Genomic DNA, 15,007 nt, shown 5'->3' on the forward strand with positions numbered 1-15,007 from the left:
AATAAATCAGGAGTTAACCTATATTAGCGCAACGCAATTCAATTGGTTACAGCCTCCATGAAAGACATAGATACACTCATCAGCAACAACGCGCTATGGTCAAAGATGCTGGTAGAAGAGGATCCCGGATTTTTTGAAACGCTGACTCACGCACAAAATCCGCGCTTTTTATGGATTGGATGTTCCGACAGTCGCGTTCCCGCAGAACGTTTAACCGGTCTTGAGCCGGGTGAATTATTTGTTCACCGTAATGTTGCCAATCTGGTTATTCACACCGACCTGAACTGTCTCTCAGTGGTTCAGTATGCGGTGGATGTGCTGGAAGTGGAACATATTATTATTTGCGGCCACTATGGATGTGGTGGCGTACAGGCGGCTATTGAAAATAAAGAACAGGGGCTGATTGATAACTGGTTACTGCATATTCGCGATATCTGGTTTAAACACAGTTCACTGCTGGGTGAAATGCCGCAGGAACGTCGCATTGACACCCTGTGCGAACTGAATGTAATGGAGCAGGTCTACAACTTGGGCCACTCAACCATCATGCGTTCAGCCTGGAAGCGCGGTCAGAAAGTTACCATTCACGGCTGGGCTTACGGTATTCATGATGGCCTGCTGCGCGATCTGGACGTCACCGCCACCAGTCGCGAGACGCTGGAGCAGCGCTATCGCCAGGGGCTGTCTAACCTCAGCCAGAAACATACCAATCACAAGCAGATACCAACAAGCGGCAGCGACGCTTAAGTCGCTTTTCGGCCTGCGGGGAAGTATCGTGCAGGCCGAATAAGCAAAGCGCCATCAGGCGCTCCCGACATTACTCGTCCAGCAGCACCACTTTGCCAACGTACGGCAAATGGCGATAACGCTGGGCATAGTCAATGCCATAGCCGACAACAAACTCATCTGGGATAGAGAATCCGATAAACTCAACCGGAACATCCACTTCGCGACGGGTAGGTTTGTCCAGCAGCGTACAAATAGCCAGGGATTTCGGCTCGCGCAGGCTCAGAATCTCACGCACTTTGGACAACGTGTTACCGGAGTCGATGATGTCTTCGACAATCAGCACGTCCTTGCCACGAATGTCTTCATCCAGGTCTTTCAGGATTTTAACATCGCGCGTGGTGGACATTCCGCTGCCATAGCTGGAAGCAGTCATGAAATCGACTTCGTGGGAGACATGCACTTCACGGCACAGGTCGGCCATAAACATAAATGAGCCGCGTAACAGACCAACCAGCACCATATCGCTGCCGCTGTCCTTGTAACGTTCGTTAATCTGACGTCCCAGTTCAGCAATACGCGCTTTGATCTCCGCTTCCGGGATCATGACTTCAACAGTATGTTTCATATCTCTAACCATATGATTTAAAAACAAATCACTCAATGCTAACTTTTAATAAGCCAGCATCTAAGCGCAAGGCACGCAGTATACCAGCAAAAGCATTCATACGCGGCATCTGTTGATAAAGTTCATAATGTGACGTTTATCACGCGTTTTAGCTCCTATAATTAACTGCTATTAAAGAAATAACACCTGTGATGGTATTTTTTATGGCAAATAACAACGTACGTTCTCAACAGCTTATCGTGACCCTGAGCGCCCTGTTTGCGGCACTTTGTGGACTATATCTCCTGATTGGTGGAGGCTGGCTGGTCGCCATCGGTGGCTCCTGGTATTACCCGATCGCGGGCCTTGCCATGCTCGGTGTGGCTCTCCTGTTGTGGCGCAGTAACCGATCCGCCCTTTGGCTGTATGCCGCCCTGCTTCTCGCCACCATGATTTGGGGCGTCTGGGAAGTCGGCTTTGATTTCTGGGCGCTGACGCCGCGTAGCGACATCCTGGTCTTCTTTGGTATCTGGCTTATCCTGCCTTTCGTCTGGCATCGCCTGATTATCCCTTCCAGTGGCGCAGTAGCGGCGCTGGTGGTGGCCCTGCTGATTAGCGGCGGTATCCTGACCTGGGCTGGCTTCAACGATCCACAAGAGGTTCACGGCACGCTGAGTGCAGATACCTCTCAGGCCGATGCAATCTCAGCGGTTGCCGACGAGGATTGGCCGGCTTACGGTCGCAATCAGGAAGGTCAACGCTACTCACCGTTAAAACAAATTAACGCTGACAACGTTCATCAGTTGAAAGAAGCCTGGGTATTTCGTACCGGGGATTTAAAACAACCCAACGATCCCGGTGAAATCACCAATGAAGTCACGCCAATAAAAGTAGGGGATACTCTTTATCTGTGTACCGCCCACCAGCGGCTGTTCGCCCTGGATGCGGCCAGCGGTAAAGAGAAGTGGCATTTCGATCCCCAACTCAATACCAATACCAGCTTCCAGCACGTAACCTGTCGCGGCGTTTCTTATCATGAAGCCAAACCGGATACGGCTTCTGCAGAGGTGATGGCCGACTGTCCGCGCCGCATCCTTTTGCCGGTCAATGATGGTCGACTGTTTGCCTTGAATGCCGAGACCGGCAAGCTGTGCGAAACCTTCGCCAATAAAGGTATTTTAAATCTGCAGACCAATATGCCGGATACCTCACCGGGCCTGTACGAACCGACGTCTCCCCCGATAATCACCGATAAAACTATCGTTATTGCCGGGTCGGTAACCGATAACTACTCAACCCGCGAAACATCCGGGGTGATACGTGGTTTTGACGTCAATAACGGCAAGCTTCTGTGGGCATTTGATCCCGGTGCCAAGGATCCTAATTTCATCCCGTCAGATGAACATACCTTCACCTTTAACTCACCCAACTCCTGGGCGCCTGCGGCCTACGACGCGAAGCTGGATCTGGTGTATCTACCCATGGGCGTTACCACGCCGGATATCTGGGGCGGTAACCGCACACCGGAACAGGAACGTTACGCCAGCGCCATTCTGGCGTTAAATGCCACGACCGGGAAATTGGCCTGGAGCTATCAGACCGTTCACCACGATCTGTGGGATATGGATTTACCGGCACAGCCAACCCTGGCGGATATCAACGTCAATGGAGAGAAAATTCCGGTCATTTATGCCCCGGCAAAAACCGGTAATATCTTTGTGCTCGACCGCCGTAATGGTGAACTGGTGGTGCCTGCCCCGGAAAAACCGGTGCCGCAAGGTGCAGCCAAAGGTGATTATGTCAGCAAAACCCAGCCGTTCTCCGATCTCAGTTTCCGTCCGCAAAAAGATCTCAGTGGTGCGGATATGTGGGGCGCAACCATGTTTGACCAGTTGGTGTGCCGCGTAATGTTCCACCAGCTACGCTATGAAGGCATTTTTACCCCGCCTTCAGAGCAAGGCACTCTGGTGTTCCCGGGTAACCTCGGCATGTTCGAATGGGGCGGTATTTCCGTTGATCCCAACCGTCAGGTTGCCATTGCCAACCCGATGGCGCTGCCGTTCGTTTCTAAGCTGATCCCACGCGGTCCCGGCAATCCGATGGAGCCGCCGAAAGATGCCAAAGGTACTGGCACGGAGTCCGGTATTCAGCCGCAGTACGGCGTACCGTTCGGCGTAACGCTCAATCCGTTCCTTTCACCATTTGGTCTGCCGTGTAAACAGCCAGCATGGGGCTACATTTCCGCCGTAGATCTGAAAACTAATCAAGTGGTGTGGAAAAAACGCATTGGCACGCCACAGGACAGCATGCCATTCCCAATGCCGGTTCCGGTGCCGTTCAATATGGGGATGCCGATGCTGGGTGGACCTATCTCCACCGCGGGTAACGTGCTGTTTATAGCCGCGACTGCCGATAACTATCTGCGCGCATACAACATGAGCAACGGTGAAAAACTGTGGCAGGGTCGGCTTCCGGCAGGCGGCCAGGCAACGCCGATGACGTATGAAGTTAACGGTAAGCAGTATGTGGTGATATCAGCCGGGGGCCACGGCTCATTTGGCACTAAGATGGGCGATTATATCGTGGCATACGCGTTGCCGGACGACGCGAAGTAAAATGGAAAACGCCCGCTAATCAGCGGGCGTTTTTTTATTCAAACTTCAGTGACAGTAACGACGCTTTTGCGGCTTCCTGATACTGAGCCACCAGATCTTTGGTCATATTGAAGGAGACCTGCACCGCTTTCTCGTTTTGCGAGGTAATCAGCAGCATATTGAGAATTTCAGTATCCGGCGCTTGAGAACGGAAAGTAATCAGCCACGCTTTATGTCCATCAACCGTGACAGGTTCCGCCTGCGGCTTGAAGTTGGTCAGCATCTTCAGTGTCGCATCCTTTGCCATATCCAACTGAGCGGCAGGCAACGCGTTGCGCCCGGCGGTAATACCTAGAGACGCTTTACCGCGTTCGTCACCGTAAATCACCTGTGGACGGTTTTCAGAGGGGTATTTGATTTTTGCCATTTCGTCCGGCATCGGCGTGAGCGTCTGCGGAATTTCGAGACTTAAATTCAGTTTTGAAATCTGTTGGCGTTCCATCTTCATCGCAGCCTGTGCCGAAACCGCCAGAAGCATAATAAAAGATGCCGTCAGTACTTTACGCAAAAGGGTCATGAATACCTCGTGATGAGTGATTAACCTCATCAGTATATGAATGCCTTTACTCGACGATAGAGTAATAATCCGTTTTTGGAATAAACATTTAGCGGATAGCGCCACCGCTATCCGCCGCTGTTTATACGGTAAAACCGAGCATCATCCCGGTATCCTCATGCTCTAACAAATGGCAGTGCGCCATATAGGCATGTTCCTTTGGCGCGTCGTGGTCAAATTTCACCAGCACCTCGCTCACGCCGCCCTCAACCCGCACCGTATCTTTCCATCCCACGCGGTGCGCAGCAGGTGCTTTGCCATTTTCAGACAGAATACGGAACTGCGTGCCGTGAATGTGGAACGGATGCAGCATCATGTCGCCCTGACCGGAAATTACCCAGCGTTCGTGTTGACCTTTCGCCGCGGCAAACATCGGTTTATTCATATCAAACGCCTGACCATTAATCCGGTTGGCATTATGGAAATCGAATGTTCCATGCTTCATGTTCCCGTGGCCCATATTGTCATTATTCATATGGCCCATCATCTTGCCATGATCCATACCCGCCATAGCCTGAGCGCCGTACTTCTTCATCAACATTTGCATGCCCATCATGTCGAGCATTGGGTCCATCGATAATTGCAGTTTGCGCACCATCAGCCCCTCAAGCGATGGCAGCGCCGGCATGGATGTCAGCGCATCCGGCAACGTGCCGGAAGCGGTAATCAGCAGCGGCTGAACGCGCATCACCGGATGCGGCTTATCAAATGGCGCAATCGCCATGCCCATCTGACCCACAGGCAGAGTGACCAGATCAAACGCTTTACCGTCGCTCACGTCCACCAGCACTTCAAAGCGTTCGCCCATCAGCATAGGAAGTTCGGTTACTTTTACTGGCTCCGCCAACAGTCCGCCGTCGCTGGCAATAACGTACAAAGGACGATTGTCGCTGGCCGCGATATTCAGTGAGCGTGCGTTACAACCATTTAGCAGACGCAGGCGCAACCAACCGCGCGGTGCAGCATGCTGAGGATAAATCGCCCCATTGGTCAGCAGCGTATCGCCAAACCAACCGACGGCAGCGGTCATGATGTCCAGTTGATAGTTAACCTGACCATCAGCAGAGAACTGTTTATCCTGAATAATCACCGGCACATCATCAATGCCCCACTGCTTAGGCAGCAGCAGCTTGCGAATATCTTCATCTTCAATCAGCACCAGTCCGGCAAGGCCCATCGCCACCTGATGACCGGTCTTCCCATGCTGATGCGGGTGGAACCAGCAGGTTGCCGCGCGCTGATCCGGTGTGAAGGTCACTGAACGTTTCCCACCCGCCGGAATAATACCTTGCGGGCCACCGTCGACTTCACCGGGGATTTCCAGCCCGTGCCAGTGCAACGTCGTCTCTTCGGCAAGCTGGTTATGGATATCCACCGTCACCGATTGCCCTTTGCTCAGCTTGACCGCCGGCCCGAGCAAACTGCCGTTATATCCCCAGGTCGTGGCTGTTTTACCGGCAAAACTCGACTGTCCGGCTTGCACGATCAGCTGCATACGGTTAGAGGCATCTGCGGTTAACAGGTCTGGAATGGGTAATGCGGGACGGTCTGCAGCAAATACGCTCCGGCTCCACAGAGGTAACGCTGACGCGACGCCCAGCGCCACGGAGTACTTTAAAAAGTCACGACGTTGCATAATCACTTCCTTATATTCAGCAGCTTAAGCAGGCTATCTTTTAAGCATAACCCTTCCCCTTACGGGAAGGTCAAGTAAACGGCTAATAATAAAGGTCGTCGCTTCGCTCGCAGTGTGCTAACGTTTAAATTCCGTGATGCAGTGGTAGAAGCAATGAAGACGTTTTTCAGAACCGTTTTGTTCGGCAGCCTGATGGCCGTATGCGCAAACAGCTACGCGCTTAGTGAGTCCGAAGCCGAAGATATGGCCGATTTAACGGCAGTTTTTGTTTTTCTGAAAAATGACTGTGGATACCAGAATTTGCCAAATGGGCAGATTCGTCGCGCACTGGTCTTTTTTGCCCAGCAAAACCAGTGGGACCTAAGTAATTACGACACCTTCAATATGAAAGCGTTGGGTGAAGACAGCTACCGCGACCTCAGCGGTATAGGCATCCCAACGGCCAAGAAATGCAAAGCGCTGGCACGTGACTCCCTGAACCTGTTGGCTTACGTTAAATAGCCGCGCTGCGGAGCCAGCAAGCTTCGCTTACTCTTTTACCGGCAACGTCAGCAACACTGATTTTGCCTGGTTTTCCCCTTTAGTGACTCTCAATATCGCCAGCCCCAGTTGCCGCCCAACCTCTTCGTGATCGACGGTAAAGAGACAACTCGACGACACCACTCGCACAGAAAAATCGCTGCTTGCCGTGGCACACAGCATGTTTTTTTCATTGAGTCCGCACTCGGGTAACGAGGCCAGATAGTGACTCGCCCCCATCAGTAAAAAGTCGTTGATGAAAATAATGAAATCAGGCCGCTCTGGCTGCTGTAGAAATTGCCGCGCGGCCTCTTCACCGGAAGATTCAGCTACGCTGCCAAAGAAAACCAACCCGTCATGGTAATGAATCCCTTGCACCGCCAACGCCTGCAAACAGCCGGTCAAGAACTGACGGCCATGCATACTGTCCGGGCCAAGCGTCGCAATGGCAATACGTTGCGCTCCGCGACGCAGTGCCGCACGCACGCATTGTTTCCCCATCTCCTCGTGATGAAAATCGACCCAATTGAAGTTCCCGCCCAGCGAGCGGCTTTGCCCCATCGTCACAAAGGGAAACTTTAGTTCATCAAGCAGAAGGATCCGTTCATCATCAATACGAGTGTCTGTCAGGATAATCGCGTCAGCACGGTTCTGCTCAACAATTTTATGCAGCAGTTGTAGCTCACTTTCGCGATCGGTAGAAATATGGATGACCGGATCGATGGCACTCTCTTTTAAACTAGCCTGTAGCCCCCTGGCGATAGCCATAAAGAACGAGGCGGTATGGATATTGCCATCATCCGCTGCAGGCAGCAGCAGAGCCACGACCCCTGTTTTACCACTACGCAAATAGCGGGCTGATGCATTTGGCCGGTAACCCAGTTTATCCGCCGCTTCCAGTACCTTTTTACGGGTGTGGTTACTGATATCACTTTTATTATTTAGCGCTTTCGAAACCGTCGCTGTCGAAAGATTAAGATACGCCGCCAGCTCTTTTATATTCATATTTATTATGGACTAAATAGCTCTGAACAAGGATATTCCTGCCAATTTAACTGATTAGTTTTTACGTGACAATAAAAAACATTTCGACACGACTTTATTGTGTAGCAACGATCACAATTATGCAGTTACAACCATTGAAATCATTATTTTTCAGATCTAGCATAAAACAATACGAAATCGATTAAGCATTAAAACAAAAAGCCCTGAAAATAATCATACAAACAAAGGTACTTATATCATGACATTAGATAGTACGCTTCCAGCTGCGGCCAAAAAACATAAAACGCGCCCCCAAGTCATCTGGATTTGCCTGTTGGCTGCGCTCGCAGGGCTGTTATTTGGCCTGGATATCGGCGTCATTTCCGGCGCACTCCCGCTGATCGCTAAAGAGTATCAACTGCTGGATAGCCAGCAGGAGTGGGTGGTCAGTTCAATGATGGTCGGCGCCGCCGTCGCAACTCTGTGTAGCGGTTTTCTGGCCTATCGCCTGGGCCGTAAATACGCTTTATTAATCGCCGCGGCCTCCTTTTGCTTAGGAGCGATTATTTGTACCTGCGCAGTTGGCCCAGGGATGCTCATCGTCGGACGGCTGATCCTCGGCGTCGGTCTGGGTGTCGCATCTTATGCGACACCACTCTATCTTTCTGAAATAACGCCAAAAAACATTCGCGGTGCAATGATATCAGCCTATCAATTGATGATTGCGCTAGGCATCTTGCTGGTTTTTCTGACCAATACCGCCTTTAGCTACAGCGGCAACTGGCGCGGTATGCTGCTGGTTGTCGCCATCCCTTCACTGGTCTTTCTGTTCGGGGCGCTATTCCTGCCGCGCAGCCCGCGCTGGCTCATGATGCATGGCCGTGAAGAGGAGGCTCGGATAGTGTTAATCCGCCTGCGTAATAGCCGTGAAGAGGTGGAGAATGAACTTAGCGAAATTAAAGAACAGCTCAACGTTAAGCAACAAGGCTGGAATTTATTCAAAGAAAACAGGAATTTTCGTCGCAGTGTTAGCCTGGGAATTATTTTGCAAATCATGCAGCAGTTCTCTGGCGTAAATGTGATGATGTATTACGCGCCGCGTATATTCCATGAAATTGGCTTCACTTCAACAGCCGAGCAGATGTGGGGCACGGTTATTGTGGGCTTCGTGATGACGCTCGCCACCTTTATTGCCGTCGGCTTCGTCGATCGCTGGGGACGAAAACCAATGCTGTACGCTGGTTTTATCACGATGGGTTTCGCTATGAGCATCGTAGGGACGTTGCTGGGTGGTGATGCGTTATCAGCGCTGGAGAAAGGTATCACGGTTACCATGCTGTTGCTGTTTATCGTCGGCTTCTCCATGTCTGCCGGGCCGCTTATCTGGTTATTGTGCTCTGAGATTCAACCGCTGAAAGGCCGAGAATTTGGTATCACCTGCTCTACTTTTACCTGTCACATCGCCGGGATGATTGTCAGTGCAACCTTCCTGTCATTGCTAAATAGTTTAGGTAGCGCCCATACATTTTATTTATATGCGCTACTGAATATTGTCGCCCTCGTGATCATCTATCTTTTTGTGCCTGAAACAAAAAATATTTCACTGGAGCGCATTGAGCAAAACCTGATGGCAGGAAAAAAACTGCGAAATATCGGACAATAATACAAGGGTGCGACAAGATGAGCTTTATAGACTTTAAAGAAGATAACTTTCATATTTCCTTCGAGTTAAATGAAGAACAACAAATTTATATCAGCCAGTTTTTACTTGTCGGAAAGAGTGATGTACAGGGTGCATTCCCTCTTATTCAGGTGCATGTCAGTGGCCATAATCAAAACGATCACCACGCCCGTAAGCATACCGGTAGCGAACCAGGCTCCTCTCTGCGCTATCACGCCCATCGGGAAAGCGAAAATGCGCAGGGGAAAAAACTGGAGATAGATCTACATAGCCCAGCGGTTCACGCCCGCTGGCATCTACAGCATTTTCGTGGGCTACAGGCGGCCCGCGTCTGGTGTGATATCCGTAACGCCAGCGCCGATACTATCGGCCTGGAGTATGTCAGTTCGCTGACGTTGTTCGCCATCGACAGCCTGCCCTGGCAAAAAAATAGCGTCCTGCATCTACCGCATAATAACTGGTACGGCGAAGCACAGTGGAAAAGCGCCACACCACCTGAGCTTGGGCTGGATAAGGTGAATGTCTTCTCCCTTAATCGTATCGCTATCGAAAACACAGGAACCTGGTCCAGTATTGGCTATCTTCCTATGGCGGCATTTGAAGACACGGCGGCAGGCACAACACTGCTCTGGCAAATTGAGCATAACGGTTCGTGGCAATGGGAGATCGGTGATTTCCGTAATCGTCTCTATTTGCAGGCTAGCGGGCCAACGGAAAACGAAAATCACTGGTGGAAACAACTACTACCCGGTGAAACCTTTACCTCCGTGCCTGTTGCCGTAAGCCAGGTACACGGCGGGCTGCAAGAGGCGCTACAAGAGATAACGCGCTATCGTCGACGAATAATGCGCCCTTCACAGGATAATGTGCAGCTACCAGTGATCTTCAATGATTATATGAACTGCCTCTCAGGTGACCCTACAACTGAAAAGTTGCTGCCGTTGATTGATGCAGCCGCAAAGGCTGGCTGCGAATATTTCTGTATTGATTGCGGTTGGTACTCGGACGGTGAATGGTGGGATGGCGTTGGTGAATGGCTGCCTTCATCCGCGCGTTTCCCTGGCGGGATCCACGAACCGCTTGAGTATATTGCCGCCAAAGGGATGAAATCAGGTCTGTGGTTAGAGCTTGAGGTCATGGGCATAGCTTGTCCGCTGGCGCAAAAGCTGCCCGATGAGTGTTTTTTCCAGCGTCATGGCAAACGGGTTATCGACCACCAGCGCTATCAGCTCGATTTCCGCCACCCATTGGTACAAGAACATGCCGAACGGATCATCACGCGTCTGGTCGAGGATTATGGTGTTAGCTATATCAAAATGGATTACAACATCAATGCAGGCAGCGGTACTGACTACCAGGCCGACAGCAGCGGCGACGGCCTGTTGCAGCATAACCGTGCCTATCTAGCCTGGCTGCAGAAAACAATGCAATGCTACCCACAACTGGTGATCGAGAACTGCGGCAGCGGTGGTTTACGGATGGATTACGCGATGCTGCAACAGCACAGTATTCAATCCGTTACCGATCAAACCGACTATCGGCTCATGGCGGCTATCGCTGCTGCCGCAGCGTCAGCAGTCACTCCTGAGCAAGCTGCTATCTGGTCTTATCCCCTGCGTGAGGGGGATCGGGAAGAAGTGGTGATGAATATGGTTAACAGCATGCTGCTGCGGGTGCATCAGAGTGGTCATCTGGCGGAGTTGAGTGAAGAACGTTTTGCGCTGGTTCAGGAAGGGATTGCGCTGTATAAAACGTTTCGCGAGAAAATTCCGCATCTACAGCCTTTCTGGCCGTTGGGTATGCCCACATTATCCTCACCGTGGTTGGCCTTTGGCCTGCGTAACGAGCATGAGGCGTGGCTCGCGGTATGGCGTATGGACAGCGAACAAGGAGCGATGACCGTCCCTCTCGCGCAACTCGCCACTATCACCTGCGTGTATCCCCAGGCCGAACAGTCGCGCTGCCAGCCTATACTCCAGTCGTCAGGTGCCTGCGTTTTTCTGAACCAAAAGATGACCGCAAGGTTATTTCACCTTACTTTTACCAGTGAATACACCCGATAACGGGCCTGCGAAAAAGTGCTCGGCTATCGGGTGCGCACAGCGCTCACCCGATAGTAATGCGGAGCCGAGTGGCTCCGCGTTGATTAGCGTTGTTGTACAAACTCGCGGTACGCCGCCACGACCTGAAGAAAGTCCTCTACGCCGCAAAGTGAAAAGCTCTCTTCGTCGTAGTAGCTCATCCCCTCTTCCATTTCATCTCCGGAGAATTCCAGCTGATTGGCGCGCACCATCACCTCTTCACCATCCAGCCAGAGCGTGTATTCATGCCCTGCTCGCTGCCAGGAGCGCTCACTGCCCTTCACCGCATGCGCCGCCTGTTCCACTTCATCAAGTAAGGCCAGGTTCTCTTTCACTTCTTCGTTAAACCAGTGCCCCACCACCTCGTGGCCCATGGACATACGCACTTTTACCACTCCGGTAATATCGCGCAGAAATTCGTAATCCATAATGTCTTCCTCTGCTCCCGGCAATACGCCAATACCGCATTGCACCTTGCTGTAATTATCGCAGCAGCGCGGCAGAAAAAAAGCGTAGCGGGTATAAGGAACAGAAATAAAAATGCCCGGAGAAGCAGACTTCTCCGGGCATTGATGCGTTTTTACACAAATCGCGTTAGCGTATTACACCGCGGTCTGGAAAATCACACCATCGGCTTTCTCAGTATACTGAGACAACTGGTCGAAGTTCAGATAACGGTAAGTATCCACCGCCGTCTTATCAACCTGCGCCACATAGGTCTGATATTCTTCCGCCGTCGGCAGTTTGCCAATCAGCGCCGCAACCGCCGCCAGCTCCGCAGAAGCCAGGTAGACGTTCGCCCCGGTACCTAAACGGTTCGGGAAGTTACGGGTAGAGGTCGAGACCACCGTTGCGCCGTCAGCCACACGCGCCTGGTTACCCATGCACAGCGAACAGCCAGGGATCTCAATACGCGCACCGCTCTTACCAAACACGCTGTAGTAGCCTTCTTCGGTCAGCTGCGCCGCATCCATACGGGTTGGCGGAGCCACCCACAGACGCGTCGGCAACTGGCCTTTGTGCGCATCCAGCAGTTTACCCGCCGCACGGAAGTGGCCGATGTTAGTCATGCAGGAGCCAATGAAGACTTCATCGATCTTCTCGCCCTGCACGTCAGACAGCAGACGCGCGTCGTCCGGATCGTTCGGTGCACACAGGATTGGCTCTTTGATATCCGCCAGATCGATGTCGATCACCGCCGCGTATTCTGCGTCAGCGTCGGCTTCCAGCAATTGCGGATCCGCCAGCCATTTTTCCATCCCCTGCACACGACGCTCCAGCGTACGGCGATCGCCGTAACCTTCAGCGATCATCCACTTCAGCAGAACGATGTTAGAGTTCAGATACTCAACGATCGGCTCTTTGTTCAGTTTGATGGTACAACCGGCAGCGGAACGTTCAGCGGAGGCATCGGTCAGTTCGAACGCCTGCTCCACTTTCAGATCCGGCAGACCTTCGATTTCGAGGATGCGGCCAGAGAAGATGTTTTTCTTACCTTTCTTCTCAACGGTCAGCAGACCCTGTTTGATCGCGTACAGCGGAATGGCGTGTACCAGATCGCGCAGGGTAATCCCCGGCTGCATTTTGCCTTTGAAACGCACCAGAACGGATTCCGGCATATCCAGCGGCATCACGCCGGTCGCAGCAGCAAACGCCACCAGGCCAGAACCCGCCGGGAAGGAGATGCCAATCGGGAAACGAGTATGGGAGTCACCGCCGGTGCCGACGGTATCCGGCAACAGCATGCGGTTCAGCCAGGAGTGGATTACGCCATCCCCCGGACGCAGCGACACGCCGCCACGGTTCATGATGAAGTCCGGCAGAGTGTGGTGCGTGGTCACGTCAACCGGCTTCGGATACGCGGCAGTGTGACAGAAGGACTGCATCACCAGGTCAGCAGAGAAGCCCAGGCACGCCAGGTCTTTCAGTTCATCACGGGTCATCGGGCCGGTGGTATCCTGAGAACCCACGGAGGTCATCTTCGGTTCGCAGTACGCGCCCGGACGGATACCTTTCACGCCGCAGGCGCGGCCCACCATTTTCTGCGCCAGAGAGAAGCCGCGGCTGCTTTCCGCCACGTCTTTCGCCTGACGGAATACGTCGCTGTGCGGCAGTCCCAGCGCTTCGCGCGCTTTGGTAGTCAGGCCACGACCGATGATCAGCGGAATACGGCCACCAGCGCGCACTTCGTCGATCAGCACATCAGTTTTCAGCTCAAAGCTTGCCAGCAATTCGCCGGTTTCGTGGTTACGCACTTCTCCTTTGAACGGGTAAACGTCAATCACGTCGCCCATGTTCATGTTCGAGACGTCCACTTCGATTGGCAGTGCGCCCGCATCTTCCATGGTATTGAAGAAGATCGGTGCAATTTTGCCGCCGAGACACAGACCGCCGCTGCGCTTGTTCGGTACATGAGGGATATCATCGCCCATGAACCACAGTACGGAGTTGGTTGCAGATTTACGCGAAGAGCCGGTACCAACAACGTCACCCACATAAGCCAGCGGGTAGCCTTTTTTCTGCAATTCTTCAATCTGTTTGATCGGGCCTACCGCGCCCGGCTGGTCCGGTTCGATACCTTCACGGGCGTTTTTCAGCATCGCCAGCGCGTGCAGAGGGATATCCGGGCGAGACCATGCGTCCGGTGCCGGAGAGAGGTCATCGGTGTTAGTTTCACCCGTCACTTTAAACACGGTAACGGTGATTTTTTCAGCCAGAGCTGGACGGTTCAGGAACCATTCGGCATCGGCCCAGGACTGCATTACCTGCTTCGCATATTCGTTGCCCGCTTTGGCTTTTTCTTCTACATCGTAGAAGTTATCGAACATCAGCAGCGTTGAAGAGAGCGCTTTGGCGGCAATCGGCGCCAGTTTTGCGTCGTCAAGCGCGTCGATCAGCGGATGAATGTTGTAACCACCCTGCATGGTGCCCAGCAGTTCAATGGCTTTTTCTGGAGTCACCAGCGGGGAGGTGGTGTCGCCTTTCGCGACGGCAGCGAGAAAACCTGCTTTAACATAAGCGGCTTCATCTACGCCAGGAGGAACGCGGTTGATCAACAGGTCTAACAGGAATTCTTCTTCGCCCACAGGCGGGGTCTTCAGCAGCTCGACAAGTGCGGCCATTTGGGTTGCGTCTAACGGTTTTGGCACAATCCCCTGGGCAGCACGCTCAGCTACGTGCTTACGGTATTCTTCTAGCACGACGATATCTCCTCGCTCTCATTGTCATAATGCGGCGCTTTTGTAGATGGGCGATTCTCTTCACGCTCCTGTGAGACAGTAGTTAGTAGGGTAAATGCCCGGTACCGCGTAAGGCACAATAACAGGATTTTCATTAAGTGTTAATCCGTTTACAAAAAAGCAACATAAAAAATTGGCTGAATCGTTAAGAATGGTGTAGCGACAAGGCGGGGCGTAATTTAGGCTCCCTAAAAACGATGTGAAACGGTTGATTTTCAAGCGCGACATGCTGAATATTCCAGCGATTTTTCAGCCATGAGATATAATTGTGTAATAAATCTTCACACTCTTTTTCCGGACCTGCCGGGTGAATCCCCAATAAAA

11 protein-coding genes are annotated in these 15,007 nt (G+C 52.2%); 5 read left to right on the plus strand and 6 right to left on the minus strand.

Going from position 1 to position 15,007, the window contains the following annotated elements; translation table 11 throughout:
• The first annotated feature begins 57 nt into the window (after nucleotides 1–57).
• On the plus strand, nucleotides 58–747 hold the full coding sequence (gene can, locus OGV93_RS14275) for a carbonate dehydratase (RefSeq protein WP_016151733.1): 690 nt from the start codon (nucleotides 58–60) through the stop codon (nucleotides 745–747).
• Nucleotides 748–817: 70 nt separating this feature from the next.
• Here can and hpt read toward each other — a convergent pair whose 3' ends face one another.
• Nucleotides 818–1,354, minus strand: a complete 537-nt coding sequence (gene hpt / locus OGV93_RS14280) for a hypoxanthine phosphoribosyltransferase (RefSeq protein WP_016151732.1) — start codon at nucleotides 1,352–1,354, stop codon at nucleotides 818–820.
• A 203-nt stretch (nucleotides 1,355–1,557) separates the two neighbouring features.
• Here hpt and OGV93_RS14285 point away from each other — a divergent pair, with 203 nt between their 5' ends.
• The gene (locus tag OGV93_RS14285; protein ID WP_149381305.1) at nucleotides 1,558–3,948 is read left to right on the plus strand and encodes a glucose/quinate/shikimate family membrane-bound PQQ-dependent dehydrogenase; all 2,391 of its coding nucleotides are present in this window, start codon (nucleotides 1,558–1,560) and stop codon (nucleotides 3,946–3,948) included.
• 34 nt (nucleotides 3,949–3,982) lie between these two features.
• Here the strand turns inward: OGV93_RS14285 and OGV93_RS14290 are convergent, their stop codons facing one another.
• Nucleotides 3,983–4,504: a hypothetical protein gene (locus OGV93_RS14290; protein ID WP_016155709.1), complete on the minus strand. Its 522-nt coding sequence runs from the start codon at nucleotides 4,502–4,504 to the stop codon at nucleotides 3,983–3,985.
• 121 nt (nucleotides 4,505–4,625) lie between these two features.
• On the minus strand, nucleotides 4,626–6,179 hold the full coding sequence (cueO, locus tag OGV93_RS14295; RefSeq protein WP_287109626.1) for a multicopper oxidase CueO: 1,554 nt from the start codon (nucleotides 6,177–6,179) through the stop codon (nucleotides 4,626–4,628).
• A gap of 153 nt (nucleotides 6,180–6,332) precedes the next feature.
• On the opposite strand from cueO, the gene OGV93_RS14300 reads away from it, so the two are divergent.
• Nucleotides 6,333–6,680: a YacC family pilotin-like protein gene (locus OGV93_RS14300; RefSeq protein WP_131380642.1), complete on the plus strand. Its 348-nt coding sequence runs from the start codon at nucleotides 6,333–6,335 to the stop codon at nucleotides 6,678–6,680.
• A gap of 27 nt (nucleotides 6,681–6,707) precedes the next feature.
• On the opposite strand, the gene OGV93_RS14305 is transcribed toward OGV93_RS14300, so the two are convergent.
• On the minus strand, nucleotides 6,708–7,703 hold the full coding sequence (locus OGV93_RS14305; protein ID WP_131380640.1) for a LacI family DNA-binding transcriptional regulator: 996 nt from the start codon (nucleotides 7,701–7,703) through the stop codon (nucleotides 6,708–6,710).
• A 238-nt stretch (nucleotides 7,704–7,941) separates the two neighbouring features.
• Here OGV93_RS14305 and OGV93_RS14310 point away from each other — a divergent pair, with 238 nt between their 5' ends.
• Nucleotides 7,942–9,345, plus strand: coding sequence for a sugar porter family MFS transporter (locus OGV93_RS14310; RefSeq protein ID WP_181546585.1), 1,404 nt, complete (start codon nucleotides 7,942–7,944; stop codon nucleotides 9,343–9,345).
• Nucleotides 9,346–9,362: 17 nt separating this feature from the next.
• Entirely contained in the window at nucleotides 9,363–11,426 is a 2,064-nt protein-coding gene (locus tag OGV93_RS14315; RefSeq protein WP_287109627.1) for a glycoside hydrolase family 36 protein, read from the plus strand.
• An 83-nt stretch (nucleotides 11,427–11,509) separates the two neighbouring features.
• On the opposite strand, the gene yacL is transcribed toward OGV93_RS14315, so the two are convergent.
• Both yacL and acnB read right to left on the minus strand, forming a co-directional pair.
• Nucleotides 11,510–11,872, minus strand: coding sequence for a protein YacL (gene yacL, locus OGV93_RS14320; RefSeq protein WP_075847966.1), 363 nt, complete (start codon nucleotides 11,870–11,872; stop codon nucleotides 11,510–11,512).
• Between the two features lie 174 nt (nucleotides 11,873–12,046).
• Nucleotides 12,047–14,644 (minus strand): bifunctional aconitate hydratase 2/2-methylisocitrate dehydratase, encoded by a 2,598-nt coding sequence (gene acnB / locus OGV93_RS14325; protein WP_287109628.1) that lies wholly within the window; start codon nucleotides 14,642–14,644, stop codon nucleotides 12,047–12,049.
• Between the last annotated feature and the right edge of the window lie 363 nt (nucleotides 14,645–15,007).

The sequence above is a fragment of the Citrobacter sp. Cb031 genome, from assembly GCF_030336725.1.
Taxonomy (GTDB): Bacteria; Pseudomonadota; Gammaproteobacteria; order Enterobacterales; family Enterobacteriaceae; genus Citrobacter; species Citrobacter braakii.